A 25,557-nucleotide genomic window follows, 5' to 3' on the forward strand; every position below is an offset into this window, starting at 1 on the left:
CGTCCACAATAGATGGTTCGGCGCCGCGTACCCTGTGTCTTCGGTCTCGTGGCACTGATCCGACCGTTTCCGGGAACGTAACTGCAACGTTTCGGTGGGACAATGCTCAGGTAGCCGACGTCACGGGTGGAGGGGGTGCTGATGCGACTGGCCGTGCTCGATGTGGGGTCCAACGCCGCGCACCTGCACGTCGTGGACGCACGTCCCGGAGGCCCGCCGCAGTCGGTGTTCCGCCTCAAGGCGCCGACCCTGCTCGCCGACTCCGTCGACGACGACGGGGCACTGTCCGACGACGCGGTCGACCGGCTCGTCTCCGCCGTCACCGAAACCGTCGACGCGTCCCGCCGGCACGCCGTCACCGACCTCATCCCCCTCGCCACCGCCACGATCCGGGACGCGACCAACGTCGAGGAGATCCGCCACCGCGTCCGCGAGGCCGCCGGCATCGAGCTGCACTCCCTGAGCGGCGAGGACGAGGCCCGCGTCACGTTCCTCGCCGTCCGCCGCTGGCTCGGCCCGTCCGCCGGGCCGGGGCTCCTGCCCTCCGCCGGGCCGGTGCTCCTGCTCGACATCGGCGGCGCGACGGCGGAGATCGCTGCCGGCACCGGCGAGCTGCCCGACGTCGCGGTGTCCCTGCCGCTCGGCGCGGCCCGCATCACCCGCACGATGCTGCCCTGCCACCCGGCCCGCACCCGCGACGTCGCCGCCGTCCACCGGCACGTCCTGCGCTCCGTGCGGCCACACGCCGCCCTCGTCGACGGCGCCGCCCGCCCCATCGCCACGTCCAAGACGTTCAAGCAACTGGCCCGCGTGGCGGGTGCCGACGGCCGGCTCCCGCTGGCCGGCCTCCGGGAGTGGATCCCGCGCCTCGCCGCGATGCGCCCCGAGGAACGCGCCACCCTCCCGGGCGTCGCCGCCAGCCGCTCCCGCCAACTCCTCGCCGGCGCGGTCATCGCCGCCGCCATGATGGAGGCCCTCGACCTCACCCACGTCGACGTCTGCCCGTGGGCCCTGCGTGAAGGCCTGCTCCTGCGCCGCATCACCGAGCTGTCCACCACCTGACCCCACCCTCTCCGCGCTGGGCCTGGGGCCCGAAAAGCCGGGAGCCCGAAAGGCCGGGAGGGCCGAGAGTTCGGAGGCTCGCGGGCCGCAGCCCCGGGCACCAGCGGCCCGGAGGCCCGCAACGGCAGCCTCCCGCTGGCGTCGCGGGCACAGGCCGCCGACACGGTCATCGAAACCGGCCGCGCCGCAAACCGACCACCACCGCAGCTTCCCAGTGATCGAAGTCGTGCACCGGCTGCACGGACAGCTGCACGGACTGCCGACCAGCGACTTCGATCACCAGGAAATCCACTCCCGGCGCAGCACAAGCAGACAACAAGGGTGATCCGGACATCGACAGCGCCGGGCATGCGGCGACGTCGCCGGATTCCCACAACCCGGCGGCCCTGAGGCTGGGGCACTCGCGGCCCGGCACCCGCAGCCCGGCACCCACAGCCTGGCACCCGCGGCCCGCAACGGCAGCCGGCGTCGCGGGCACGGGCCACCGACGCGCCGTCACGGTCGTGAAGACCGGCCGCGCAAATCCGGCCGCTGCGGACATTCCGGTGATCGAAGTCGCGAACCGGCCACTCGCACAGCCACCACACGACGTCGATCACGGCGACAACGGCTCGCGACAGCGCCGGCAGCTGTGGAACGAAACCGTCGGTGGCCGGTTCGGGCAACACCACCAAGCAACCAGCGATCTCGCGGTTTCCTGGTTGATTACTGCTCGCCACGAGACACGTATCAACCAGGTAGTGGCGGTTCCGACAGTGCGGGAGCCGCGGGCAACACCCGAATACACCAACCGCAACCGGCAGCTGTCACAAGGTCTGGGTGGACGACCACCAGGCGTCGGAGCGCGGCGGCGGAATCAGGGGCCGATGCGGCGGGTCGAGGCGGTGGGTTTCGGGCCGGTGGATTTCGGGTCCGCCGACTTCGGGCCGGCCGAGCTCGAGTCCACCGGCATCGGGCCTACGGGCCTCCGGGCGGTCGGGGCGAGACACAGCTGGGTCAGCTCCTGCATCGCGTAGGGCTGGGCCGGGTCCGGGCAGGAGCCGGCCGGGTACACCCTGGCGGTGACGGTGTACGCGTCCGCCTCTGCGCAGTCGACGCGGCGGGCCTCGGCGCCGTCCTGGCGGACGCACTGGCCGACCTGGATCGTGGAGAACGACTCCGACGGGGCCACGACGAAGCCGCCCCAGACACCCGCGGCGAGGGCCAACACGGAGCCGGCCACGGTGCCGGCGGCGACCTTCACCACGCGGGCGGCCCTGGACCGGGTGAGCTTCGCGGCCGGCTGCGGGACCGCCGCGGCGGGAGGGCGGGGGCGGGAACGGCGCCTGCGGACACGGTCCAGCAGCGACGGCGGGTGCTCCACCGGGACGTCGACCGGCTCGACGACCGGGGACTCGGGCCAGAGCCGTGGCGGGGGCGCCGTCCCGAACGCCGCCGGCCTGAATGGTGGCACCCCGGACGCGGGTCGATGAGGCTCGGACGCGGCGGCCTCCCGTACACCGGCGACGGGTGGACGAGGCTCGGACGCGGCGGGCCCGCGTACACCGGCGACGGGTGGACGAGGCTCGGACGCGGCGGGCTCCCGTACACCGGAAGCGGATGGATGGGGCTCGGACGCGGGCGAAGGCGTCGGCGCCGCGACCGGCGTGGGTTCGGGGCGGCGGGCTGGATTGCGGGGGCGGACCGGGAGGCAGCCGTCGGCGACCGCAAGTTTCGGGCGCTGGATCGCGGTTGGTTCCACGCCCAGCGCCTCACGCAGCACCCGGGCCACCAGCGGAATCCGCGACGAACCTCCGATGAGCAACAGGCCCGCGACCTCGGCGCGGGTGACGCCGGCCTCCGCGACCGCGGCGACGGTCGCGCTGATCGTCCGGTCGAGCAGCGGGCGGGCGATCCGCTCCAGGTCGGCGCGGGACAGCGGGACCACCTCGTCGAACAGCGGCACCCGGATCGTGGTGGACCCGGCCACGGACAGCAGTTCCTTGCCGGCGCGGACCTCGTCGAGGAGGCGGCGGGCGGCGCGGCAGTCCTCGACGGACTGCGGGCGGGCGAGGCGCTCCCAGCGGATGGTGTCGTCGGCGAGCAGCCTGCCGAGGTGGGCGGCGATAGCCATGTCGAGGTCGAGGCCGCCAGCGTCGGACAGGCCCCGCTGGGCGAGCAGGTCGAAGGTCGGGCCCGAGCGGCGCAGGACGGCGGCGTCGAAGGAGCCGGCGCCGAGGTCGTACACGATGAGGGCGGCGCCGTCGTCAACCTCCAGGGTTCCCGAGTCCAGCACGTGCCGCGCGGCCGCGACCGGTTCCGCGACGAGCCTGGTGGGGCCGAGGCCGACCTTCGCGGCGGCGCGGGTGAGGGTGGCCTGCCGGCGGCGGTCCCAGCAGGCCGGGTGGGTGAGGGTGACGGTGCTCATCGGCTCGCCGGCCACGCGGCGGGCCTCGGCGGCGACGCGGGCGAGGACGGCGGCGTACAGGTCGCCGACGGGACACTCGACGCCGCCGAGGACGACGGCGCCGCTGTCCACGGCGCGTTTCGGATACGCGGCGAGCCGGTCCGGGTGGGCCTGGCCCAGGACGAGGGCGTCGCGGCCGACGAGCAGGTGCGGCGCGTTGTCCAGGCAGGTCGCGGACGGCAGGAACTCCTCGCCGTCGAACAGCAGCGGATGGTGCTCGCCGTCCGGCCCCGCGAGCACCGCGACGGTGCTCGAGGTGCCGAAGTCGACGCTCAGCTGATAGCCTCCCACGCTTTCAGGTTAAATGTCCGACACACCCGTTGTCTCACGGTTGGTACGGCGGTGCCACCCCCCAGCCCCACCGCGGGACCGGTGCTTCCTTGGGCGGGTCGGCCCCTGGCTGCGAGTTCTCCCGCGCGAGCCTCGTGCCCCACTCCAGGTAACTCACGAACGCCGCCCGGAACTCGGGATCGCCGGGCAGCCCGACCTCGTCGGCGGCGTCGAGCATCAGGTTCACCCAGCGCCGCCGCTGTGGCTCGGTGATGCCCTTGTTCAGGTGCTGGCTCAGCATGTACGGGTATCCGCCGTGCTCCTGCGTGTACGCCGCCGGGCCGCCGAACACCTCGGCCAGCCACACCGCGACATGCCGGGCGTGCTGCGGGTGCATGTGCGCGAACACCGGGCCGAGCAGTTCGTCCTTCGGGACCTCGCGGTAGAACGCCTCGGTGAGCTTGATCAGCGCCTCGGTGCCGCCGGCCCACTCGTACAACGTCGGCGGTTGCTGCTTGTTCATGGGAACACCCGACCACACCGTGCGGTTGGTGATCAAGTACGCACCGTCCGGTAAGTAGGGGGTCCGCACGATGGAGAAGCGCTACCACTGCCCGGTCGAGCTGGCCGTCGACGTGATCGGTGGACGCTGGCGCCCCGTGATTCTCGCGCACCTCAAGGAGGGCGCGCACCGGTACGGCGAACTGCGCCGCCGCATGCCGCACGTCAGCGAGAAGATGCTGATCCAGCGGCTGCGGGAGCTCGAGGCGGACGGCCTGGTCTCCCGCCACGACCACGGCACGGTCCCGCCGCACGTCTCGTATTCGCTCACCGAGGAGGGGTTGAGCCTCGCCCCGGTCCTGCAGGCGTTGTACGACTGGGGTGCGGACCGGGCGGCCCGCACCGGCACGCCCGTCTCCTAAATGATCAGCAGCGTCTTGCCCAGGGTCTCGCGGGCCTCGATCGCGGCGTGCGCGTCGGCGGCGCGGTCCAGGGGGAAGGTCTGACCGATGACCGGACGCAGCCGGCCCTCCGCCGCCGCCTGCAGGGCTTTCGCGGCGAGCTCCGGCGCCCGCTGGCCGATCCGCATGAGGTCCGGGAACCCGAAGCCCGTCACGCCCTCGCCGGTCTGCGTCATCGGCCCGCCCGAGGCGCCGTGGACGACGAACCGGCCGCCGGCTGCCGTCGCGGCGAGCGCCTCGCGACCGATGGTGCCGCCGACACCGTCGTACACGACGTCGAAGCCCTTCACCGGGTCGGTCCAGCCAGGCACGGTGTAGTCGACCGCCTCGGCGCCGAGGTCGCGGATCAGCTGGAGCTTCCGCTCGCCGGACGCGGCGCCGATGACGCGGGCGCCGGCGGCCAGGGCCAGCTGGACGAGGATGCTGCCGACCCCGCCCGCGGCGGCCTCGACCAGCACCGTCTCCCCCGGCTGCGGGGCGGCGAGCTCGTGCAGCCCGAGCGCGGTCCGGCCGTCGGCGAGCAGCGCGGTCGCGTCGAGCGTCGACACGCCGTCGGGCACCGGCACCACGTTGCGGACCGAGGCGACGGCCAGCTCGGCGTAACCACCGGTGCCGTTCAGGCTCGCCACCACCCGCCGGTTCCTCAACGACGGATCGCCGGCGATCACGGTCCCGCCGACCCCGTTGCCGAGCACGGCCGGCGGGACCGCAACTGCCTTCGGGGCCCGACCGGCCCTGGTCTGCGTCTCGATGAACGTGATCCCGGCGGCCTCCACCCGGATCAACACCTCATCCGGGCCGGGGACCGGCTCGGGGGCCTCACCCAGCTCCAGCACCGACGGGGGTCCGACCGCACGCCACCACACAGCTCGCATCACCGGACAAGTCTCCAACCTCAACCGCGGTTGAGGTCAAGAGCACACCCAGACGTACAGGTGGAGGTCCGGCGCGACCGCCTGCCGGGCCAGGTCACGTAGGGCGAGGACCGTCTCGTCCAGTTCGCCGGGCTCGATGTCGCCGCCCCATTCCTCGCTGCGGGCCCAGTGCGACGAGACGCCCGGGACCCGCTCGTCCGGCAGCGCGGTGAGGGCTGCGACGAACCCGTCAGCGAGCCGGACGACCACCCGCGAGTCGCCGGCCGTCGCCACCCAGTCGGCGCCGGCGTCACAACGGTCCAGGTCGAACGGCACGCCGTCACCGCCGTTACCGCTGTCATGGTCGCCGTTGTCGGCTGGAAGGCCTTCGATGATCGCCCACAGTTTGCTGCCGAGCACCCAGGGCTCGACGCCTTTCATCTCCAGGATCGGCAGGTCGGGCGCTGAGCACGGACCGTCCTCGGCAAGGGCTGCGGCGCGGTCGGCGGTGGCCACGAAGTAGTCGGTAAGCATCCCCATGCCGGGAAGTTACCTTGATCCGATATATGTGGACGATGGACTATCCGCCGTATCTCGCGACGATGCCGATGCACGCGATCACCGAGGTGTACGGAGAGGACGGGCTGCGCGAGCGGTACCGCCTGGAGATCCAGCGTTTCGCCACCGACGAGCGGGAGCGCCTGGCCGACGCCCTCGAGCTGGCCGCGCGGCTGCACCGGGACGACCGGCGGGTCCGGGAACCCTACGTGAACCATCTGCTGCGGGTCGCGATCCGCGTCATGCACCACTACGAGGTCAGCGACGTCGACGTCATCGCCGCGGCGGTGCTGCACGACACGGTCGAGGATCACCCCGACGAGCTGGCCGGCACGCCGGGCGCCACGGCGGAGGACGCCCTCGCGGTGCTCGCCGCCCGTTTCGGCGCCCGCACGGCCCAGCTCGTCAAGTCCGTCACCAACCCGGTCTACGACCCGGACCTGGACAAGCATGAGCAGTATCGGCAGCACGTCCGGGAGAGCCTCGAACGCGAGCCGTGGGCGCGGGTGCTCAAGGTCTCCGACTTCACCGACAACGGCGTCGGCGTCATCCACACGACCGGCCCGAAGGTCGCCAAGTCGGCGGCGAAATACCGCCCGCTGGTGCCGGTCCTGCGCGAGCTGGTCGCCCGGCCGGACACGCCGCTGTCCCGTCTCGTGAAGCAGCACATCTTCCGCCAGCTCGACCTCGCCGAGGAACGGTTCGCAGCAATCCTCGACCCCACCCGCTGAGCGCCCGCGCACGAACGTCGCCACGCCCGACAAGCAGCCAGACACCCGCGCTGCCGGTCGGGCGGGCGCGGGCGCCGTGGCACTCACCGCTGGCCCGCGCGGCGCTGACCCCTCAACGACCACGCCGACCGGCGCACCCGCCCTCGAAGCGTGGATCCGGGCCAGCTTCACCGCGTGCCGAGCCGCCAGCCCGTGCGCGCGGGCCTCCGCGAACTCCGCCCTGACCCGCAGCTTCTCCTCGCGCCGGCGCTGCCACTCAGCAGCCCGCGCCGCGAGCCGCGCACGCTGGTCGACCGACCCGTCCGCCGCGATCGACCCGGCATCCGGTGCTTCCAGCGAAAAGTATGGTCGTGGCACGTGCCGCCTCCCCCCGGTAGGCGCTGCACCTCAAGGCTCGAGGTCGCACACGCCGGCGTCCAGTCCGTAAGGGCTCATGTGACGAGCACCGCACGACCGGTACACACCTTGACTTGAAGCGGTGTTGAAGTTCGACGCTGTCCACCATGGACACAGACATTCGTGACATGGTTGCCCGGGTGCAGGACGCGCAGCAGCGGGAGTCGGTGGAGGACTTCGTCGCGCTGTTCCGGCGCGACGCGATCTGGACGACGGGGCACGGGAAGCGGCTGACCGGACGGGACGAGATCGCGGCGTTCACCGCCAAGGTGCTGCCCGGTGCGATGCGGGGCACGACGGTCACGTACGAGCCGCTGGACGTGCTGTTCATCCGCCCGGACGTGGCCGCGGTCCGGGTGCGCCAGACGACGACCGGCCCCGACGGGACCGCCGAGGGCAGTCCCGTTTACGTCATGGCGAAGGAGGACGGCCGCTGGCTTCTCACCGCCTGCCAGAACACTCCGGTCGTCAATGCCTGAAGCCAGAACGCCTAGAGGCCCGGGAAGTCCTCTGGAATGCGGGCGAGCTCGTCGTATTCGGCGCTCAGCCGCACGATCTCCGTGGCGAGGTCGGCGCGGAGCTGGTCGTGGCCGGGGCCCAGCGGGATCATCCGCGCGGCCGCCGGGTAGTGGCTGACCGGGCCGCGGAGCAGCTCCGCGGGCTCCCAGTCATACCGCGGGTGGATGTGGGCGTGCAGGATCGGGTCGAGGTTGCCCAGGACGCTGTAGTTGACCCGGCGGAACTGCGGGTCGTGGCGCTTGCAGACGATCTGGACCGCCTCGCCGATGAGGTCCAGGTCGGCCAGGAACGCCAGGCGGCGGGCCCGCGGCAGGTCTGCCAGGCGGCCCGCGGAGGGGTCGTCGGACAGCAGAAGACAGTAGCCCGGCAGGAACTGCGTGTCGCCGATCACGGCGAAACCCGACGACAGTCGCGCCAGCACGGTGGGGTTGCGGCCCTGCAGTGCCGACCGGATACGGTCTTTGCGCCAGTCGTCCATCGCTGTCACGGTACCGTCACGGCATGGGGACGAGCTACCAGACGCTGCTCGTGGCCGCCGCGATCGAGCCGGTGTGCGACGCGCTGAACGTGGCCGGCGTCGACGCGATCGCGTTGCCCGCCGCGGCGAACCGGACCGCGGTCATCCCGCGGGAGGGCGCGCTGGACTTCGCCGACCCGGGTGACCTGGCCGAGCGGATCGGCGCGGGGACCGGCTGGGCGACCCTGGCCAACGTGGTCGAGGACTCCGACTGGTTGCAGCTGGAGGCCTATCTGGAGGGCCGGTTCGTGCACCGGTACCGCTCGGACCGGCCCGCACCGGACGACGCGGCACGACTCGCCCCGTTCGGCACCGGGGAGGTCGACACGGGACGGCTCGGCAAGGCGTTGCGTGGTGAGTTCGAGGGCAGCGGGCCCGTCTACGCCGAGTTTCAGCACCGCCTCATCCTCAACGCCCTGCACCTGGACCCGCGTGGGCTCACCACCGCCTTCCGCTGGGCCGACACCTCCGACCTGCCGAATGCCATAAGAATCAACCCGTGAGCACAGCGGCCAGCCCGCTCGCCTGGGTCCGCCAGTCAGGAACGGACGCGCCGGCCCATCGGGAGCCCACCCGGTTGAGGCTGTCGCGGACTCCCCACACCGAATTGGCCTGCACCACACGGAACGACTGGAACTGCGCGCCCGCCTCAGCGAGGTACCCCATGAAGATCCCCTTGAACTGCTTGGCGTTGTCGTCACACGAGGACGAGACAACCTCGCACGACTCGGTCAGCACCCCGGATCGGACGAGCGGCGAGGCGAGGGCGGACGTGCCCAGTGACCGCGCGCGGTCGAGGTAGGTGACGGTGCCGGTGGCGCGGTACAGCTCCGTCGCCGCGCCGATCGCGAGGCCCTGGTTGTAGCTCCACACCGTCTGGCCGTTGTTGGCGCAGCCGGCGGTGAGGCCGTCATTGACCAGCCCCGATGCGTTGATCATGCCGCTGGCGGTGAACCAGTTCCAGCCCGTCACGGCCCGCTGCAGCCAGGTGGTGTCGCCGGGCAGGCGGTTGTGCAGGGCCGCGGTGAGCCGCACGTACAGGCCGTTGGTGACCGCGTTCTTGTACGTGCGTTCCCGGTCCCACCACACGCCGCCGCCGCACGTCGACGTGTCCCAGAAACCGTTGACGTAGGCGGCGATGGTGACCGCCTCGTCGAGGTACGCGCGGTCGCCGGTGAGGTCGTAGGCGGCCACCCACGTCAGGCCCCACCAGGCGCTGTCGTCGATCGAGCGGCTGATGAAGTGCCCGTCGATCGGGTCGGAGGAGCGCGCGCCGGCGGGAAAGGCGACCCGGTTCACGTCGAACGTGCGCCGCACCGCCCACAGGTACCTGGTGTCGCCGGTGCTTCGCACGTAATCGATGACCGTCCTCAGGGCGACCGCGGAGTTCCACCAGCTCGACGGCCACCACGCGGTGTACGGGTCGTAGGAGTACATGAGCGCGTCGGCCATCGCCGCGGCGCGGTTCGACGACGGGCGCGCCCAGGCGGTGCAGGCGCCGTTCTGGCCCTCCACGGCCCGTCCGCAGGCGCGCACGGCACCGCCGTACAGCAGCGACGTGGGGTCCGCGGTGTTGTACCTGGCCGTGCGCGTCGCTGTGGTGCGGCCGAGCGACGACCCGCCGGGCCACGTCGCGCCGGCGTCCCACGACCGGTCCAGCCAGATCTCGTCGCCCGCGCGGCCGCCACTGACGGTCCCCCACGCCATGCCGGCGGCGTCGAGATGCAGGCCGAACGTGCGCCCGTTCAGTCCGACTGATCTGACGCTTTCGGCGTCGGTACCCCCAGCAGCCCCGTCGCACGTCGGCGCGCACAACGGCAGGTGGGACCAGGCGGTGCAGGCGATGCCACGCGCGTCGCCGCAGGCCCGGATGACGCCACGGCGGTGGTGGGACGGGTCGCCGGTGTTGTACATGAGCGTGCGGGTGCCGGTCCAGGTGCCGGGGATCGACGCCTTGCCCAGCAGCCCCTCCCAGCTCGCGCCGCCGTCGAAGGACCGGTCCAGCCAGACCGAGTCGCCGAGGACGCCGGCGTCGATGCTGCCCCACGCCATACCGTCCACATCGGACACGTGCAGCACCAGCCGCCGGCCGTTGACGGTGACGGTGGGGACCGGGAACGTCTCCTGGCGGGCGAGGGACGGGTCGCGGGTGTCGCAGTACAGGGCGCAGATGGCGGTCGCGGCGTGCGCGGCCGGCGCCGGCAGCACCGCGAACGCGAGCAACAGCAGCAGCGTGGCGAGACGGAGAACGCCCCTGCGGGACGCATGTGGCATCGATGTCACGCGGGCTCCCCATGGCGGTGGAAGGGCCGGACGGATTCGACATCAGCAAACAATTCCGGACGCAAACTGTCAACAGTCTTTATCAATATTTACCGATACCTGTGGGCCGCGGGCGGATTGATCGATGCCGGTACAGTGGCCGCATGGCGTTGCGGGGGCGGCAGGCGATCGTGCTGGTCGCGGCGATGGTGGCGGTGCTGGCGATCGCTGTCGCAGGGATCGCGCTGGTGCTGTCCCGGGTCGGCGGCGGCGGTCCCGTGGTCACGCTGACCGTGACCGCCTCGGACCCGGGCACGGGCTCGGACTCCGGCGACCTTGAGGTGACGCGGGCCATGGTGCTCGCCCGGATGAAGGCCGCCCGGCTCGAAGACCCATCGGTGACCCTCAGCGACCGGCAGCTCGTGCTCAGCGCCCGCGGCACCACACCCGAGCAGCTGCGCGCGCTCACCAGGCCCGGCCGCCTGCACCTGCGCCGGGTCGCGGCGGCCGCCGACGGCTCCGGCACCGCCACCACCACGCTGCCCGCACCGACGTCGACGCCGGCGATCGCGGCAACGCTCGGCGAGGCATACCAGGCGGCGGCCGCGGTCACCACCGAGCAGCAGGCCCAGGCACTGCCCGCGTCGGTGCGCGCGGCGTTCGCGGCGCTACCGCCGCAGGACGTCGCCACCCTGCCGGCGCAGATGCGGCTGCTGATCCCGGAGATCCGCTGCGCGCAGCTCGCCACCCGCCCGGCCGACGTGGCCGGTGAACCAGTGGTCGCCTGCGAAGGCCCGGTGAAGCTGCTCCTGGACCCGGCGACGGTCACCGGCGCGGACATCAGCGCCGCGAAGGCCTCCCGTTCCGATCAGGGCACGTGGGTCGTCACCGCGTCGTTCAAGCCGGACGGCCAGGCGAAGTTCACCAACCTGTCGAAGTCGCTCGCCGACACGCAGGGCCGTCTGGCGATCGTCCTGGACAACGTGCTCATCTCGGCGCCGCAGATGGCCGGCGTCATCACGGGCGATGTCCAGGTCAGCGGGATGTTCACCGAGTCGCAGGCCCAGGCGCTCGCCGCCCAGCTCGGCGGCGGCGGCGAACTCCCGGTGACCCTTTCGTAGGCGAACCGTCCCGCCCGCACCGTGATGCTTCGAGCAAGCGGGGGCACGGTCCGGAACGCAGGCCAAGGACAGGATCGGCACGCGCGTCGGATTTGTCCGGCATCGGCGGAAAGTCGGGTAGAGTCACCGTCGTCAGTCGAGCGCTCCCCCGGTGCAGACCGGAGGGGAGTTTGTCATGGGCAGGTTCCTGCGGCGCATTGCCGTGGTCGCGATCGCCGCCGTGCTCGGGGGTGCCGTCGCACCGGGCGCGGCAAGGGCCGAGTCGCCGCCGTTCGGGGCGGGGCCCGGCGACTGGACGCACGACGGGTTCGACGCCGGCAACAGCGGATACAACCCGGCCGAGCGGATCGTCAACGCCCGCAGCCTGGGAAAGCTGAAGCAGCGCTGGTCCGTCACGCCGAAGGCCGGGGCCGAAGGCTGTGCGCCCGCGCCGCCGGCACCGCTGGTCGCCGGTGGGCTGGCGTACGTCCTGGACGGCGACGGCGTCACCGCGCTCGACGTGGGCACCGGCAAGCAGGTGTGGCGGGACGCGAAGATCCTCGACAGCATGGACTTCCGGCGGATCGTGTTCAGCGACGGGATGCTCGTCGTCGCCGGGTCGTCGTGCTACGCCAACAGTGACCCCGACGGGCACCTGTACGCCCTCGACGCGGTGTCCGGCGAGCGGCTGTGGCACGTGGTGCAGGAGCCACCGGTCAACGACCTGGTCGTGCATGAGGGGACTGTCGTGACGTCCGGGTGGGCGACGATGACGAACGAGGACACGGTCATCGCGTACAACGGCTTCGACGGCGCGAAACGGTGGAGCCGCACCGGCGCCACGCTTGCCGGGCCGGTGTCCGCCGGAGGGAGAGCGTTGCTGCACGACGCGAAGGGCACGACCGCGGTGACCGTCGACGCCGGGAAGACCGTGTGGCGCAGCAGGACGCGGTGGACGCCGCTCGCTGCCACCGGGAGCACGTTCCTCGCCGTGCCGGACCCCGTCGGGCAGGGCGACCAGAGCGGCCTGGCCGCGATCCGGGCGGGCAACGGCGCGATCCAGTGGCGGCACGAGGACGGCGCGGACGCGGTCACGACCGACGGGCGGCGGGTATACGCGGTCACCGGCGAGGAGGTGACCGCGTTCCACGCGAACAAGGGCACGACACTCTGGACGAGGCACCTGAACGGCACGGCGGGCAGGCCGGTCCGCGCGGGCGGGCTGCTCTACGTCACCGCCGACGGACACCCCACCGCGATCCTGTCACCGGTCACCGGCGCGCCCGTGGCCGACCGGTTCGACGGGGCGACCGGGCACGTCGTCGTCTCCGGCGGGCGGCTCTACACCACCGACGGCGGGACCCTGCGCGCCTACGGCCCGTGAGCCGGTGCGGGCGGCGCCCACGCCCGCGGCGACGACCAGTGCCACGCCGAGCACCGCCAGGGGGCCCGGCGCCTGGTGCAGCAGGACCCCGCCGACCAGCAGCGCGATCGCTGGTTCCAGGCTCATCAACGTGCCGAAGGCCGCGGCGGTGAGTTTGCGCAGGGCGTACATCTCCAGGCTGAACGGCACCACGGCCAGCAGGACGGCCAGGCCGAACCCCGCGGCGAGCACGGGCCAGGTGAGGCCGGCGGCAACCGACGGGCCGGCGACGGCCGACGCGACCAGTCCGGCGACGGCGGTGGACACGGCGAGGCCCGCGTAGCCGCTGACCTGGTCGCCGACGTGCTGGGTCAGCAGGATGTAGCCGGCCCAGCATGCGGCGGCGGCGAGGGCGAACCCGACGCCGGCCGGGTCGGTGCCGCCGTGCCAGGGTTCGGTGAGCAGCACGACGCCGGCGCCGGCGAGGACCGGCCAGACCATCGTGGCGCGGCGGCCCCGCACGGCGGCCACCGCGAGGGGGCCGAGGAACTCCAGGGCGCTGGCGGTGCCGAGCGGGAGCCGCGCGACGGCGGCCATGAACGTCAGCGTGAGGCAGGCGGTGACGACGCCGAGGGCGACGGTGGCCAGGAGGCTGGCGCGGGTGAAGTCGCGCGGTCGCGGCCGGACCAGCGCCAGCAGGAGCAGGGCGGCGCAGGCGAGGCGCAGGCAGACCGCGCCGGACGGGCCGACGCTGTCGAACAGGCCGACGGAGGCGGCCAGCCCGAGCTGGATGCAGATCATCGAGGCGATCGCGGCGAACATGCCCGTAGTACACGGCACGCCAACCGTTCGCGTCCACGTGAGATTTACTGATGTACCGTTCACAAATGCTGAACAATGACCGGCTGCTGTTCCTGGCGGAGCTGGCCCGGCTCGGGTCGATGCGGGAGGTCGCCGACGAGCTCGGCACCACGACGTCGACGGTGTCGCAGCAGCTCGCGGTCCTCGCCAAGGAGGCCGGCACGGCGCTGCTGGAGCCGGACGGGCGGCGGGTCCGGCTGACGCCGGCCGGGCGGCGGCTGGCCCGGCACGCGGTGACGATCCTGGCCGCGGTCGAGGCGGCCCGGCTGGACCTGGACCCGTCCGCCGAGCCGGCCGGCACGGTGCGGGTCGCCGGGTTCGCCACCGCGATCCGCCGGTCGCTGCTGCCGATCGTCGCGGCGCTGCCGGCCCGCCACGCCGCGCTGCGGGTGCTCATCCACGAGCACGAGCCCGCGGAGACGCTGCAGCTGCTCTCCGCCGACGAGGTCGATCTCGGGCTGACGTACGACTACAACCTCGCGCCGGTCGGCTTCCCCGACACGGTCGAGGCGACTCCACTGTGGACCACGTCATGGAGCCTCGGAGTGCCAACCGGAGCCACTGTGGACGGTGAGGCAAGACAAGTGTTCCACGCGTTCCGGGACGCGCACTGGCTGGTCAACTCGCGCAACACGGCGGACGAGGACGTGGTGCGCACCGTCGCGTCGATGGCCGGCTATTCGCCGCGGATCACCCACCGGGCCGACAGCCTCGACCTGATCCAGGACCTGATCGTCGCCGGCCTCGGCGTCGGCCTGCTGCCCGCCGACCAGCCCACGATCGACGGTGTGGCGTTGGTGCCCCTGCGCCGCCCCGACGTGCTGATGCGGACCTACGCGGTGACCCGGCTCGGCCGCCGCGCCTGGCCACCGCTCGCGGCCGTCCTGGACCTGATCACGCAAGGCGCCGCAGCACGTCCGTGAACTGCCGGACGGTCGGCAGCAGGCGCAGGCTCTCGTCGATCTCGCGCTCGGCCCATTCCCGGTGCCGCGGGTCGGCGTCCGGGTCGCGGGCGATCCCGAGCTGTTTCAGCAGGAAGTTGAGCCGGGACGCGAGCAACAGGGTGAAGTCCGCGGGACCGGTGAGCCGGCCGGGTCCGCCTTCGCGGACATAGGTGGTGTACAGGGTGTGCATGGCGTCGAGGTCCACGGCCGGGCCGTCGCAGAACCAGTCGAACAGGACCCGGGCCAGTTCCCGCTCCGGCGCGGCCGGGCCGAGCAGGTCCCAGTCCACCACGACGAGCTCGCCGCCGGGGCCGGCGAGGACGTTCTCCGGGTGCAGGTCCCGGTGGCAGACGAGCAGGCCGGCGGGGTCGGCCGGGGTGACGGCGGCGCACAGCTCCGGCAGCCTGGCTTCGACGGGTCCGAGGCGCTCGGAGTGCGTGCGCCACCGGCCGGCCGCGGGAGGGGCCTCGTACCAGGTGTCGCCGTCGGCCCGCGCCCGCGGGGCGCACCGGTGCAGGCGGGCCAGCAGCGCGCCGAGGTCGTGCGGGGTCGCCGCGGCGGCCGGGTCCACGGGGCTCAGGTCGATCCAGTCGTAGAGCCGCAGCCACGTGCCGTCGGCAGTCTCGTGCAGATACCGTCCGGCCCGGTCTGGGTGGCTTTGCGGTAGGCGTACCCCTGCTGCTGAAGCCAACGCACAGAAGCGCAGCTCTGCACGGATCGCCGCCTCGGAGGGCGGGTTGCGGAACAGCTCCTTCAGGGCCAGGGTGCCGTTGACCCGCCAGATCTGGCCGAGCGCGCCGCGCGGGCCGGCGGTCAGGACGACGTCGCCGTCCCAGCCGTAGGCGTCGCGGGCGTGCCCGGCGAGGTCCTTCACAGGGCGTGGCCGGCAGTGCTGTCGACGTGGCCGGGCACCGCTCCCTCGTGGCGGTCGCCGGTGGTGACGGTGCCGGACGGCTCGAACATGAGGATCGCGCCGCCGGGCGAGGACGGGCGGTGTTCGACGCCGCGCGGCACGACGAACGTGTCGCCCTTGGTGAGGGTCACGGTGTGCTCGCCGTGCTCGTCGCGGATCGCGACGTCGAACCGGCCGTCCAGGACGAGGAAGAACTCGTCGGTGTGTTCGTGCACGTGCCAGACGTGCTCGCCCAGGGTGTGCGCGATGCGCACGTCGTAGTCGTTGACCCGGGCCACGATCCGCGGGCTGTACACGTCGTCGAAGGAGGCCAGGGCCTCGGTCAGGTTCACCGGTCGCATGGCACCCATCGTGCGCGCTTCCCCGGACGCGTGTCTTGTACGTTCCTGACGCTCAGTTCTGCTGGGCGATCTGGATGAGGTTGCCGCAGGTGTCGTCGAAGGTGGCGACGGTGACCGGGCCCATCTCGGTCGGCTCCTGGGTGAAGACGACGCCGAGGGCGCGCATCCGCTCGTATTCCTTCTGCACGTCGTCGACCGCGAAGGACGTGAAGGGGATGCCGTCCTCGACCAGCGCCGCCTTGAACGGCCCGACGGCCGGGTGGCTGGACGGCTCGAGCACCAGTTCGACGCCGTCGGGGCGCTCCGGCGACACCACGGTCAGCCAGCTGAACTCCCCCATCGGGATGTCGTGCTTCTTCACGAAGCCGAGCACCTCGGTGTAGAACTTCAGCGCCTTGGCCTGGTCGTCGACGAGCACGCTCGCCAGGTTGATGATCATCAGGTTTCCTTCGTCCGTGGGCTCAGCCACCGCTCGACGATGTCGCGCAGCGGCCCGGTGTCGAGGTGATGGAACTTGTAGCGACCTTCGCGCCGCACCACGACCAGCCCGGCGCTCTCCAGCAGTTCCAGGTGCTGGGAGATCGCCTGGCGGGACGAGTTGATCTGGTGCTTCATGGTGAGACGGCCGCAGAGCTCGAACAACGTCTGCCCGTCGCGGTCGGTGAGCTCGTCAACGATCGCACGGCGGGTCGGGTCGGCGAGCGCTTTGAAGACGTCGCTCACCCTGACGATGATAGGCAAGTAGTTGCTTGCATATCAAGCCCCCAGCACCGGCGTGGTGATCGTGAACCGGGCCTCGACCACCGCCCGCACCCGCTGCCGCTGCGGGTCCAGTTGCAGCGGCGCGCCGCCGTAGGCGGCCCCCGACTTCGCCCGCGAGTCGTAGCTCTGGAAAAACCCGAGCGGCACCGCTTCGGCGCCCAGCCCCGGGTCGGACAGTTCAAGGAGGTCGACGACCTGCGCGCCGAGCGCCTCGGCGTATTCCTTGCCGCGGGCGATCGCGTCGGCAACCGCGGCGCGGCGCACCTCCTTGTGCACCGGGCTGTCCGGGCGCAGCGACCACCTCGGGCCGTCCACGTGCGTCTGGTCCTGGTTGGCGACCGTCAGCAGCAGCTCCCCCAGCGCGGCGAAGTCGTGCACCGTCACCGTGGTGACCACGCTGCCGGAGTACGCCGTGACCCGCTCGCCCTTCTTGCCCATCTCCGCGTGGACGTGCAACCCGCTGGTCTCGCGCCGTTCGACCGCCTCGCCGTGCCGGTCGAGCAGCTCCCGCAGCGCGTCAGCCCGCTCCCGCAGCCGGGTCAGGGTCGTCTGCCGGTCCTTGTCCCGGGCGGAGACCACCACCGTGAACTCGGCCAGTTCCGGGTCGACCTCGCGCGTCGCCTCACCGCGTACCGCTACCACCGTCATGACGCGACAGCCTAATCCGGCGCTCCGGCACCTCGATCAGCCGCGGGCCGTCGTCGGCGGCGAGCGCGCGGCGCAGTTCGGTGCCGAACGACGACAGCGAGTCGACCCGCACGGCCGGGACGCCGTAGGACGTGGCGAGGCCGACGACGTCCATGCCGGGCAGGTCGAGGCCCGGGGTGTCCGGGGCGTCCATGAGCTCGGTGAACTGTTTGAGGGCGGCGTACTCCTCGTTGCGCGGCACCACGAACCAGGTCGTGGCCGGCGAGCCGGTCGGCGACCGTGCCGACGCCGGCGGGCAGCAGCCCCTGAAACGACGGGTGCCGGGTGGGGAACGGGCAGCGCGACGGGCTCGGCGCCACCCACACCGGCAGCCGCAGCCGGTCCGCGAGCCGCACCGCGCCGGCCCATCCCGCCGCGTTGTCGACGTCGGAGCCGAGCACGAGGACGGGGTTGGTAGCGGTACCCAGCCGCTCCGCCAACGCACGCAGCGGCCCTTCCGCGGCGACCGGGGTCCCGTGCACCTCACGGCCGGTCAGCAGCCGCAGGGCAGCCGGGTCGGCGGCGTGGTCCCAGTCGTCGAGCGGGATCGACACGTACACGGGTCCGGCCGGAGCGGCGGCGGCGAGCAGGATCCCCTTGGACACCGCGAGGGGGACGTCCTGCGCGCGCAGCGGTTCGGTGCTCCACTTCACCAGCGGCCGGGCCAGCTGCGGGGCGTCGACGTTGGTGAGCAACGCGTTCAGGGCCGCGTACCGCCGCGACTGCTGGCCGGACGTGACGACGACCGGCACGTGGCCGGACTGGGTGTTGGTGAGGTTGCCCATCGCGTTGCCGGTGCCGGCGGCCGCGTGCAGGTTCACCACCGACGGGACGCCGGACGCCTGCGCGAAGCCGTCGGCCAGCCCGACCGCGACGCCTTCGTGCATGGCCAGGACGTAGCGGAAGTCGTCGGGCACCCGTTTGAGCAGCGGCAGTTCGTTGGAGCCGGGGTTGCCGAAGATGGTGGTGATGCCATGGGTGCGCAACACGTCGTAGAACACGTCGCGGACGCTTCCGCTCTGCTCCACGGGCCGCACCCTGCCCCTGCAGTCACAGCGCAAACGTTGTGGCACAACGGATTTCGCGCAGTACGGTGGGAGACCGACGCACGGACTCCCTGATGGGTGGGAAGCCGATGAGCCAGACAGTCTGGGACAAGCGACGCACCGCGAAGCGGCAGCGGCTCGCAGCCGCCACAGAGCATGTCGACGGCAAGCTGATCCGGCCCGACGCGCTGCGGCAGGTGCTGGAGGCCGTCATCCACCCGGGCGATCGGGTGGCGCTGGAGGGTGACAACCAGAAGCAGGCCGACTTCCTGAGCCGGACCCTGGCCGGTTGCGACCCGGGCCGGCTGCACGACCTGCACATGCTGATCGGGTCGGTGTCCCGCGCCGAGCACCTCGACCTGTTCGAGCAGGGCCTCGCGACGCGGCTGGACCTGGCCTACGCGGGGCCGCAGAGCGTGCGGATGGCGCAGCTGGTCGCGGACGGCACGGTGTCGGTCGGCGCGATCCACACCTACGTCGAGCTGTACGCGCGGATGCTCGTGGACCTCCGGCCGGACGTCGCGTTGCTGTGCGCGTCGGCGGCGGACCAGCACGGCAACCTGTACACCGGGCCGAACACCGAGGACACCCCGACGATCGCCGAGGCGGCCGCGTTCCACGACGGGATCGTCGTGGTGCAGGCCGACGAGATCGTGCCGGCCGGGACGCTGCCGAGGGTGGACATCCCGGGTGACTGGATCGACCTGGTCGTGCGGGCCGACCGCCCGTTCTTCCTGGAGCCGCTGTTCACCCGCGACCCGAAGGCGATCGGCCCGGTGCAGATCCTGCAGGCGATGCTCGCGCTGCGCGGCGTCTACGAACGGCATCAGGTGGTGTCGCTCAACCACGGCGTCGGGTTCAGCACCGCCGCGATCGAGCTCATCCTCCCCACGTACGGCGAGCAGCTCGGGCTGAAGGGGCAGATCTGCCGCAACTGGACCCTGAACCCGCATCCCACGCTCATCCCGGCGATCGAGTCCGGCTGGGTCGAGTCGGTGCACTGCTTCGGCGGCGAGTCCGGCATGAACCGGTACGTGGCCGAACGACCCGACGTCTTCTTCACCGGCGCCGACGGGTCGCTGCGCTCGAACCGGGTGCTGTGCCAGCTCGCCGGGCAGTACGCGATCGACATGTTCATCGGCTCGACGTTGCAGATGGACGCGCGGGCGAACTCCTCGACGGTGACCGAGGGCCGGCTGTCCGGGTTCGGCGGGGCGCCGAACATGGGGCACGACCCGCACGGCCGCCGGCACGCCACGCCCGCCTGGCTGGACCTGCAGCACGGCGACGCCGCCGACCTGCGCGGCCGCAAGCTCGTCGTGCAGATCGCGGAGACGTTCCAGTCGAGCGGGACGCCGACGTTCGTGGAGTCCCTCGACGCGGTCGAGGTGGGCAAGGACGCGGGGATGCCGATCCCGCCGGTGATGATCTACGGCGACGACGTCAGCCACGTCGTCACCGAGGAGGGCGTCGCGTACCTGTACAAGGCGCCGTCCCTGGTCGACCGCAGGGCGGCCCTCGCCGCGATCGCGGGGGTGACACCGCTCGGGCGCGGCGCGGATCCGGGCAGCGTGGAGCGGCTGCGCCGGGACGGTCTCGTCGCGCTCCCCCAGGACCTCAAGGTCGACCCGTCCCTCGCCGACCGGTCGCTGCTCGCCGCGCGCAGCATCGGCGACCTGGTCGCCTGGTCCCGCGGCCTGTACGAGCCGCCGGCCCAGTTCCGCAACTGGTGAACAGGGGATCCCCATGCTCATCGACACGGTCACGGCGGCGCCGCCGACGCCGGCCCGGCTCGGCCGGCTCGCCGCGCGGGCGCTGCGCGAGGAGGCCCGGCACACGCCGAAGCCGGGGCTGGTCGACCGGCGCGGCGGCGGCGCGCACCGCGACATGACGCTGCCGATGCTCCTCGCCTCCGCCGACGCCCTCGCAGCGCCGATCGCCGCGTGCGCCGCGGCGGCGCTGTCGATGCCGCCGGGCCGCGACCTGCGGGCCGTGATCGGCGGGATCGGGCGGGACGGCGAGCAGCGGATGCTGGCGGCGACCGGCGGCGTCAACACCCACCGCGGCGCCCTGTGGGCGCTCGGCCTGCTGGCCGCGGGCCTGGCCGCCACGGGCACCGTCGCCGGGGCGGCCAGGTTCGCCGCCGCACTGGCCGCCCTCGACGATCCCGCGGCCGGCCCGTCCGGATCGCACGGCACCGGGGTCCGGCTGCGCTACGGCGCGCCCGGCGCGATGGGTGAGGCCCGCCGCGGCTTCCCCCACGCGGTGCGGGTCGCGCTGCCCGTGCTGCGGCGGTCCGGCCGCACCGACGCGCTCCTGGCCTCGATGAGCCGGCTCGAGGACACCTGCCTGCTGCACCGGGCCGGACCGGCGGGGCTGCGGGCCGTGCGCGCCGGCGCGGCCGCGGTGCTGCGGGCCGGCGGGTCCGGCACGGCCGCCGGGGCCGCCGCCTTCGACCGGCTCGACCGGCTGTGCCGCCGGCACCGCCTGTCACCCGGCGGCAGCGGTGACGCGCTCGCCGCCGCGATCTTCCTCGACGCCGTGGAAGGACTCACCTGACATGCGGACGCTGCACTTCACGTTTCCGGCGACGGTGCGGGCCACGCGCCGCGCCCACGTCGGCGTCGTCGGCTCCGGCGACCTCGAGGTCCTGTTCGAACCGACAAGCGACGATCTCGCTACTGTTCGGGTCCGAACGAGTGTGGAGGGGTTCGACGAGGTCTGGCGCAGCACGCTGCAACGGTTCTTCGCCCGCACGCCGGTGCGGGGCTCGTGGGAGCTCAACGACGCGGCCGCGACCCCGGCACTGGTCACGCTCCGGCTCCAGCAGGCCGCCCACGAGGCCGGCCCGATCGAGGAGGCGTCATGACCACCACGATGCAGGCGCTCGGCGCGCTGGCCGGCGGCGGCGCCGTCGACTGGGAGCGGGTGCTGCGCCGCCGCAGCTTCCTGGAGCTCGACGCGCTCGCCCGCGCCGAGGCCCTGCTGGACGCCGGGACGACCCGCGTGCTGTGCGGACCGTTCGACCGGCTCGAGTCGCCGTGGCTGGTGCCGCAGGACGTGACACCGCAGTCCGACGACGGGGTGGTCGTCGCCCGCGGCACCGTGGCCGGCGCGCCCGCCGTCGTGCTGTCCATCGAGCAGGCGTTCCAGGGCGGCGGGGTCGGCGAGGTGTCCGGCGCGAAGATCTCCGAGGCGCTGCGACTGGCCGCCCGCACGCCCATGCCCGCGGTGCTGCTGCTGGAGACCGGCGGGGTCCGCCTGCAGGAGGCGAACCTCGGTCTCAACGCGGTCGCCGAGATCTGCGCCGCCCTGCTCGAACTACGGCCCCTGGCCCCGGTGATCGGGGTCGTCGCGGGGTCGGTCGGGTCATTCGGCGGGCTGAGCATCGCCACCGGCCTGTGCACCCGGGTGATCGTCACGCCGGAGGCGCGGATCGGGCTCAACGGTCCCGCCGTCATCGAGCAGGAGGCGGGCGTCGAGGAGTTCGACGCCGCCGACCACGACCTGATCTGGGCCGTCGACGGCGGGGTGCAGCGCCACCGGACCGGCCTCGCCGACGCGCTCGTCATCGACGACGCCGACGCGCTGCGCGACGCGGTCCGCGACGCCGTGGCCGCCGGAGTCACCCCGGCGGGCCGGCACCGCAGCGAGCGACTCGACGTCCTCGACGCCCGCCTGGCCACCGTCGACCCGGCCGCACCGCCCGCGCCCGAGCGGCTGCCGTCGCTGTGGGGCGGGACCTACGAACCACCGACGGCGCAGAGCCGGCCGGAACCAGACCGGCCGGAACCGCACACCGGCGGCACCCGCTCCTCGATGCTGCCCAGCGAACGCGGACGGACCTGGATCACCGCCCTCGCCGGCGCCGCGCCGGAGCCCGTCATCGACTCGGTGCTGCGCGCCGACACCGCCGACGGCACGTATCTCGCGGTCGTCCCCGACCCGGGCAACCCCTGGTACCGGGCCAGGCAGGGACAGGTCGGGGTGACCGAGTGCGCGGCCCTCGCCCGCACCATCCGGGCCGTCGTCGCGCAGGACGCCGGGCGCCCGCAGCGGCGCGCGATCGTCGCCGTCGTCGACCTGCCGAGCCAGGCGTACGGCCGGATCGAGGAGATGACCGGGCTGTATCAGGCGATCGCAGCCGCCGTCGACGCCGCCGACGCGGCCCGGGTGGCCGGGCACCCGCTCGTCACCCTCGTCGTCGGGCAGGCGCTGTCCGGCGGGTTCCTCGCGCACGGCCTGCAGGCGTCGCGGATCCTCGCCCTCGACGCACCGGGCGTGGAGATCCACGCCATGCACAAGCAGGCCGCCGCGAAGATCACCCGGCGCACCGTGGAGCAGCTCGACCAGCTCGCCGGGACCATCCCGCCGCTGTCCTACGACGTGCGGCAGTGGGCCACGCTCGGCTTCTGCGACGGCCTGCTGCCGGTCACCGACGCCGACCACCCCACCGACGCCGACGTCCGAGGGGTCGCGGAGGCGGTCCGCGCCGCCGCCGACGACGCCCGCACCGGCCCCACCGACCTGTCCCGGCGCCTCGACTCGGACCAGGCGAGGACGGCACGCAAGGCGTCCCGGGCCGTCCGCGACGCCCTCACCGCCCAGTGGAGCGCACGATGAACACGCCCGTGGAGCGTGCGATGAACACGCCTTTGGATCCCGCGGTGAACGCGCCGGGCGAGCCCGCGGTGACCGGGCTGCGCACCCACGACCTGGTCCGCCTCGCCGACGTCGGCACCGGCGCCGAACCCGCGTGGGTGGCCGAGTCCCTGGCCAGGGCGCCGTGGGCCGTCGTGCGCCGCGGCACCGCCGCGCGCGGGCACCTCCCGGTCGGCGTGCGGGGCCCGGCGCGGCACCAGCGGCACGCCACCGAGGTCCCGGTGCACAGCGTGCTGGGCGTCGCCAGGCCGGAGGAGCTCAGGTGTGATGCCGCCACAGCGGACCGGACCCCGGCGCTCGCGGCGTTGCGGGCGCTCCAGCCGGCCCTCGACGAGCTCGGCCCCGGCTGGGGACCGGTGGGCGGCGCCGGGTTCGAACTCGCCACCGGGCACGCGGTGACGACGGCGGCCAGCGACCTCGACGTCATCGTGCGGTGCGACCCGCTCCCCGGGACGGAATGGGCCGCCGCGCTCATCGAGATCTTCCGCGCCATGCCGGTGCGGGTCGACTGCCTGATCGAGACGCCGGCCGGCGCGGTCGCCGCCGCCGAACTGGCCTCCGGCGCCGACCGGGTGGTGCTGCGCACCACCGGCGGTGCCTGCCTGATCGTGCCGGCCCGGATCCGTGGCACATGAGCACCGCGCTGCTGTTCCCCGGCCAGGGCACACCCGGCCGCGCCGCCCCGGTGTCCACCACGGACACGCAGGTGGCCCTGCTCGTCGCCGGGGTCACGGCCGCACGGGCGCTCATCGACGAGCACGGCCTGCGGGTGGACGCGGTCGCCGGGCACTCCGCCGGCGTGTTCGGCGCCGCGGTCGTCGCCGGCGTCCTGGACCTCCCCGCCGCGCTGCGGGCCGTGCGCGTCCGGGGCGCCGCGATGCAACGCGCCTGCGCCGGCGACGCCTGGGCGATGGCCGCCGTCGAAGGGCTCGGGCGGGCGGCGGTGCAACGGCTCGTCGACGCCACGGACGGTCCACTGTGGATCGCCAACGTCAACGCCGCCGACCAGATCGTGGTCGCCGGCACCCGGGCCGCGCTCGACGCGCTGCGCGGGCGCGCCCCGGCGGCGGGCGCCCGGGCCGTCACCGACCTCGGCGTCGCCGTCGCCTCGCACGGCCCGCTGCAGGCCGGCACCGCGCGGGCGGTCGCCCGGGCCCTGGCCGGCGAGGCGCACGGTGAGCAGCGGCGCGCGTACTTCGCCAACACCACCGGCCGGCGGCTCTTCGACGCCCCCGGCGCGGTCCTCGAAGACCTCGCCCGGTCCGTCCAGCAGCCGGTCCGCTGGCACGACATCGTGCGTCTCATGCCCGAACTCGGCATCACGACGACCGTGCAGGTGCCGCCCGGGCACGCCCTGGCCGCGCTCGCCGCCAGGGAGCATCCGCAGCTGACCGACCTCGCGATCGACGACATCGGCATCCCAGCCACCCTGCATCGCCTCGAGCGGGAGGAATGAGATGAAGACGTTGCGCAGCAAGCAGATCCTGGCCGCGGCTCTGACGGTGGTGAGCCTGGCCGTGGCGGCTCCGTCCAGCGTCCCGGCCGAACCCACGGCCGTCGCCTGTGCCACGAAACCGACCGTCGTGCTCGTCCACGGCGCCTGGGCGGGGACCTCGAGCTGGAACGGCGAGACCGAGCGACTGCAGCAGGAGGGGTACAAGGTGCGCGCCTTCGCCAATCCGCTGCGCGGACTCATCAGCGACGCCGCCGGCCTGGCCGCGTTCCTCAAGACGATCGACGGGCCGATCGTGCTCGTCGGGCACTCCTACGGCGGATCCGTCATCACCAACGCCGCCGCGGGCAACCCGAACGTCGAGCAGCTGGTGTACGTCGACGCGGCCGCACCCGCGGTCGGTGAGAGCACCGGGCAGCTCAGCGGCAAGACCTCCGCGCTGAGCGGGCCGCCGGACACGCTCTACGACCAGGTGTCGTCCCCGGGCGCACCCTCCGGCGACGTCCTGCTGTACCTGAAGCAGCCGGTGTTCCTGCAGTCGTTCGGACCCGACCTGCCGAAGGCGGACGCGACGACGCTCTGGGCCGGGCAACGACCGGCCGCGATGAGCGCGTTCACCACCCCGTCGAAGGCGGCGGCGTGGAAGACGATCCCGTCGTGGTACGTCATCGGCACCGCCGACAAGATCATCACACCGGAGTCGCAGCAGACCATGGCGCAGCGCGCGAACGCCAAGATCCTGCGGGTCCCCGGCGGATCACACCTGACCCTGATCTCGCACCCGGAGCCCGTCACCGATCAGATCCTCGCCGCCGCCCACGCCACCTGCCCCGAGACCTGAGCGGGTG

29 protein-coding genes and 1 pseudogene are annotated in these 25,557 nt (G+C 73.1%); 15 read left to right on the forward strand and 15 right to left on the reverse strand.

Annotated elements, in window-relative coordinates:
* Positions 1-141 precede the first annotated feature (141 nt).
* Positions 142-1,062, forward strand: a complete 921-nt coding sequence (locus ACFPIJ_RS35515; RefSeq protein WP_380121861.1) for a Ppx/GppA phosphatase family protein — start codon at positions 142-144, stop codon at positions 1,060-1,062.
* A 166-nt stretch (positions 1,063-1,228) separates the two neighbouring features.
* Here the strand turns inward: ACFPIJ_RS35515 and ACFPIJ_RS35520 are convergent, their stop codons facing one another.
* The 3 genes from ACFPIJ_RS35520 to ACFPIJ_RS35530 all read right to left on the reverse strand — a co-directional run bounded on the left by ACFPIJ_RS35520 (position 1,229) and on the right by ACFPIJ_RS35530 (position 4,301).
* On the reverse strand, positions 1,229-1,495 hold the full coding sequence (locus ACFPIJ_RS35520) for a hypothetical protein (protein WP_380121862.1): 267 nt from the start codon (positions 1,493-1,495) through the stop codon (positions 1,229-1,231).
* Between the two features lie 423 nt (positions 1,496-1,918).
* The gene (locus ACFPIJ_RS35525; protein ID WP_380121864.1) at positions 1,919-3,799 is read right to left on the reverse strand and encodes an Hsp70 family protein; all 1,881 of its coding nucleotides are present in this window, start codon (positions 3,797-3,799) and stop codon (positions 1,919-1,921) included.
* Positions 3,800-3,833: 34 nt separating this feature from the next.
* A complete protein-coding gene (locus ACFPIJ_RS35530; protein WP_380121866.1) occupies positions 3,834-4,301 on the reverse strand; it encodes a group II truncated hemoglobin in 468 nt (155 codons plus the stop codon).
* 70 nt (positions 4,302-4,371) lie between these two features.
* On the opposite strand from ACFPIJ_RS35530, the gene ACFPIJ_RS35535 reads away from it, so the two are divergent.
* Positions 4,372-4,701 carry a winged helix-turn-helix transcriptional regulator gene (locus ACFPIJ_RS35535; protein ID WP_380121868.1) on the forward strand — a complete coding sequence of 110 codons (330 nt, stop codon included), beginning with the start codon at positions 4,372-4,374 and terminating at the stop codon, positions 4,699-4,701.
* Here the strand turns inward: ACFPIJ_RS35535 and ACFPIJ_RS35540 are convergent.
* Both ACFPIJ_RS35540 and ACFPIJ_RS35545 read right to left on the reverse strand, forming a co-directional pair.
* Entirely contained in the window at positions 4,698-5,615 is a 918-nt protein-coding gene (locus ACFPIJ_RS35540; protein WP_380122089.1) for a zinc-binding dehydrogenase, read from the reverse strand. The two genes, ACFPIJ_RS35535 and ACFPIJ_RS35540, sit on opposite strands and share 4 nt — an antisense overlap.
* Positions 5,616-5,651: 36 nt before the next feature.
* Complete coding sequence (locus ACFPIJ_RS35545) at positions 5,652-6,134, reverse strand: hypothetical protein (protein ID WP_380121870.1); 483 nt, start codon at positions 6,132-6,134, stop codon at positions 5,652-5,654.
* 35 nt (positions 6,135-6,169) lie between these two features.
* On the opposite strand from ACFPIJ_RS35545, the gene ACFPIJ_RS35550 reads away from it, so the two are divergent.
* Both ACFPIJ_RS35550 and ACFPIJ_RS35555 read left to right on the forward strand, forming a co-directional pair.
* The gene (locus tag ACFPIJ_RS35550; RefSeq protein WP_380121872.1) at positions 6,170-6,883 is read left to right on the forward strand and encodes an HD domain-containing protein; all 714 of its coding nucleotides are present in this window, start codon (positions 6,170-6,172) and stop codon (positions 6,881-6,883) included.
* A gap of 503 nt (positions 6,884-7,386) precedes the next feature.
* Entirely contained in the window at positions 7,387-7,758 is a 372-nt protein-coding gene (locus ACFPIJ_RS35555; RefSeq protein WP_380121874.1) for an SgcJ/EcaC family oxidoreductase, read from the forward strand.
* 11 nt (positions 7,759-7,769) lie between these two features.
* Here ACFPIJ_RS35555 and ACFPIJ_RS35560 read toward each other — a convergent pair whose 3' ends face one another.
* Complete coding sequence (locus tag ACFPIJ_RS35560) at positions 7,770-8,276, reverse strand: diadenosine tetraphosphate hydrolase (protein WP_380121876.1); 507 nt, start codon at positions 8,274-8,276, stop codon at positions 7,770-7,772.
* A 23-nt stretch (positions 8,277-8,299) separates the two neighbouring features.
* Between ACFPIJ_RS35560 and ACFPIJ_RS35565 the strand changes: the two genes are divergently transcribed.
* Positions 8,300-8,818 carry a hypothetical protein gene (locus ACFPIJ_RS35565; protein WP_380121877.1) on the forward strand — a complete coding sequence of 173 codons (519 nt, stop codon included), beginning with the start codon at positions 8,300-8,302 and terminating at the stop codon, positions 8,816-8,818.
* Here ACFPIJ_RS35565 and ACFPIJ_RS35570 read toward each other — a convergent pair.
* Complete coding sequence (locus tag ACFPIJ_RS35570) at positions 8,808-10,589, reverse strand: glycoside hydrolase family 76 protein (RefSeq protein WP_380122091.1); 1,782 nt, start codon at positions 10,587-10,589, stop codon at positions 8,808-8,810. The two genes, ACFPIJ_RS35565 and ACFPIJ_RS35570, sit on opposite strands and share 11 nt — an antisense overlap.
* Before the next feature lie 152 nt (positions 10,590-10,741).
* Here ACFPIJ_RS35570 and ACFPIJ_RS35575 point away from each other — a divergent pair, with 152 nt between their 5' ends.
* Both ACFPIJ_RS35575 and ACFPIJ_RS35580 read left to right on the forward strand, forming a co-directional pair.
* Positions 10,742-11,698, forward strand: a complete 957-nt coding sequence (locus tag ACFPIJ_RS35575; protein WP_380121879.1) for a SecDF P1 head subdomain-containing protein — start codon at positions 10,742-10,744, stop codon at positions 11,696-11,698.
* 175 nt (positions 11,699-11,873) lie between these two features.
* Positions 11,874-13,061 carry an outer membrane protein assembly factor BamB family protein gene (locus tag ACFPIJ_RS35580; protein ID WP_380121881.1) on the forward strand — a complete coding sequence of 396 codons (1,188 nt, stop codon included), beginning with the start codon at positions 11,874-11,876 and terminating at the stop codon, positions 13,059-13,061.
* Here the strand turns inward: ACFPIJ_RS35580 and ACFPIJ_RS35585 are convergent.
* Positions 12,942-13,862 carry an EamA family transporter gene (locus tag ACFPIJ_RS35585; RefSeq protein ID WP_380121882.1) on the reverse strand — a complete coding sequence of 307 codons (921 nt, stop codon included), beginning with the start codon at positions 13,860-13,862 and terminating at the stop codon, positions 12,942-12,944. The two genes, ACFPIJ_RS35580 and ACFPIJ_RS35585, sit on opposite strands and share 120 nt — an antisense overlap.
* A 65-nt stretch (positions 13,863-13,927) precedes the next feature.
* Here ACFPIJ_RS35585 and ACFPIJ_RS35590 point away from each other — a divergent pair, with 65 nt between their 5' ends.
* On the forward strand, positions 13,928-14,824 hold the full coding sequence (locus ACFPIJ_RS35590) for a LysR family transcriptional regulator (RefSeq protein ID WP_380121884.1): 897 nt from the start codon (positions 13,928-13,930) through the stop codon (positions 14,822-14,824).
* Here ACFPIJ_RS35590 and ACFPIJ_RS35595 read toward each other — a convergent pair.
* The 7 genes and pseudogenes from ACFPIJ_RS35595 to ACFPIJ_RS35625 form a co-directional block, all read right to left on the reverse strand.
* A complete protein-coding gene (locus tag ACFPIJ_RS35595) occupies positions 14,796-15,719 on the reverse strand; it encodes a phosphotransferase enzyme family protein (RefSeq protein ID WP_380121886.1) in 924 nt (307 codons plus the stop codon). The two genes, ACFPIJ_RS35590 and ACFPIJ_RS35595, sit on opposite strands and share 29 nt — an antisense overlap.
* A complete protein-coding gene (locus ACFPIJ_RS35600) occupies positions 15,716-16,099 on the reverse strand; it encodes a cupin domain-containing protein (RefSeq protein WP_380121888.1) in 384 nt (127 codons plus the stop codon). Before ACFPIJ_RS35600 ends, ACFPIJ_RS35595 begins: the two co-directional genes overlap by 4 nt.
* 52 nt (positions 16,100-16,151) lie before the next feature.
* A complete protein-coding gene (locus ACFPIJ_RS35605) occupies positions 16,152-16,538 on the reverse strand; it encodes a VOC family protein (RefSeq protein WP_380121890.1) in 387 nt (128 codons plus the stop codon).
* On the reverse strand, positions 16,538-16,822 hold the full coding sequence (locus ACFPIJ_RS35610) for an ArsR/SmtB family transcription factor (RefSeq protein WP_380121891.1): 285 nt from the start codon (positions 16,820-16,822) through the stop codon (positions 16,538-16,540). The genes ACFPIJ_RS35605 and ACFPIJ_RS35610 overlap by 1 nt, the downstream gene beginning before the upstream one ends.
* A 33-nt stretch (positions 16,823-16,855) precedes the next feature.
* Positions 16,856-17,509, reverse strand: a complete 654-nt coding sequence (locus ACFPIJ_RS35615) for an SIMPL domain-containing protein (RefSeq protein WP_380121893.1) — start codon at positions 17,507-17,509, stop codon at positions 16,856-16,858.
* On the reverse strand, positions 17,484-17,702 hold the full coding sequence (locus ACFPIJ_RS35620) for a hypothetical protein (RefSeq protein WP_380121895.1): 219 nt from the start codon (positions 17,700-17,702) through the stop codon (positions 17,484-17,486). Before ACFPIJ_RS35620 ends, ACFPIJ_RS35615 begins: the two co-directional genes overlap by 26 nt.
* 535 nt (positions 17,703-18,237) lie before the next feature.
* Positions 18,238-18,621, reverse strand: a pseudogene (locus tag ACFPIJ_RS35625) (thiamine pyrophosphate-binding protein); the annotation flags it as partial.
* 62 nt (positions 18,622-18,683) lie between these two features.
* Between ACFPIJ_RS35625 and mdcA the strand changes: the two are divergent.
* The 7 genes from mdcA to ACFPIJ_RS35660 are packed head-to-tail and all read left to right on the forward strand — an operon-like array spanning position 18,684 to position 25,550.
* Positions 18,684-20,327, forward strand: coding sequence for a malonate decarboxylase subunit alpha (gene mdcA, locus ACFPIJ_RS35630; RefSeq protein WP_380121897.1), 1,644 nt, complete (start codon positions 18,684-18,686; stop codon positions 20,325-20,327).
* A gap of 13 nt (positions 20,328-20,340) precedes the next feature.
* Positions 20,341-21,153 carry a triphosphoribosyl-dephospho-CoA synthase gene (locus tag ACFPIJ_RS35635; RefSeq protein ID WP_380121899.1) on the forward strand — a complete coding sequence of 271 codons (813 nt, stop codon included), beginning with the start codon at positions 20,341-20,343 and terminating at the stop codon, positions 21,151-21,153.
* A 1-nt stretch (position 21,154) separates the two neighbouring features.
* Positions 21,155-21,463: a malonate decarboxylase acyl carrier protein gene (gene mdcC / locus ACFPIJ_RS35640; RefSeq protein WP_380121900.1), complete on the forward strand. Its 309-nt coding sequence runs from the start codon at positions 21,155-21,157 to the stop codon at positions 21,461-21,463.
* Positions 21,460-23,217 (forward strand): biotin-independent malonate decarboxylase subunit beta, encoded by a 1,758-nt coding sequence (gene mdcD / locus ACFPIJ_RS35645; protein ID WP_380121902.1) that lies wholly within the window; start codon positions 21,460-21,462, stop codon positions 23,215-23,217. Before mdcC ends, mdcD begins: the two co-directional genes overlap by 4 nt.
* Complete coding sequence (locus ACFPIJ_RS35650) at positions 23,214-23,891, forward strand: malonate decarboxylase holo-ACP synthase (RefSeq protein WP_380121904.1); 678 nt, start codon at positions 23,214-23,216, stop codon at positions 23,889-23,891. Before mdcD ends, ACFPIJ_RS35650 begins: the two co-directional genes overlap by 4 nt.
* Positions 23,888-24,712, forward strand: a complete 825-nt coding sequence (locus tag ACFPIJ_RS35655) for an ACP S-malonyltransferase (RefSeq protein ID WP_380121905.1) — start codon at positions 23,888-23,890, stop codon at positions 24,710-24,712. The genes ACFPIJ_RS35650 and ACFPIJ_RS35655 overlap by 4 nt, the downstream gene beginning before the upstream one ends.
* 1 nt (position 24,713) lies before the next feature.
* A complete protein-coding gene (locus ACFPIJ_RS35660) occupies positions 24,714-25,550 on the forward strand; it encodes an alpha/beta hydrolase (RefSeq protein WP_380121907.1) in 837 nt (278 codons plus the stop codon).
* Positions 25,551-25,557: the final 7 nt, after the last annotated feature.

The sequence above is a fragment of the Dactylosporangium cerinum genome, assembly GCF_042653625.1.
Taxonomy (GTDB): Bacteria; Actinomycetota; Actinomycetes; order Mycobacteriales; family Micromonosporaceae; genus Dactylosporangium; species Dactylosporangium cerinum.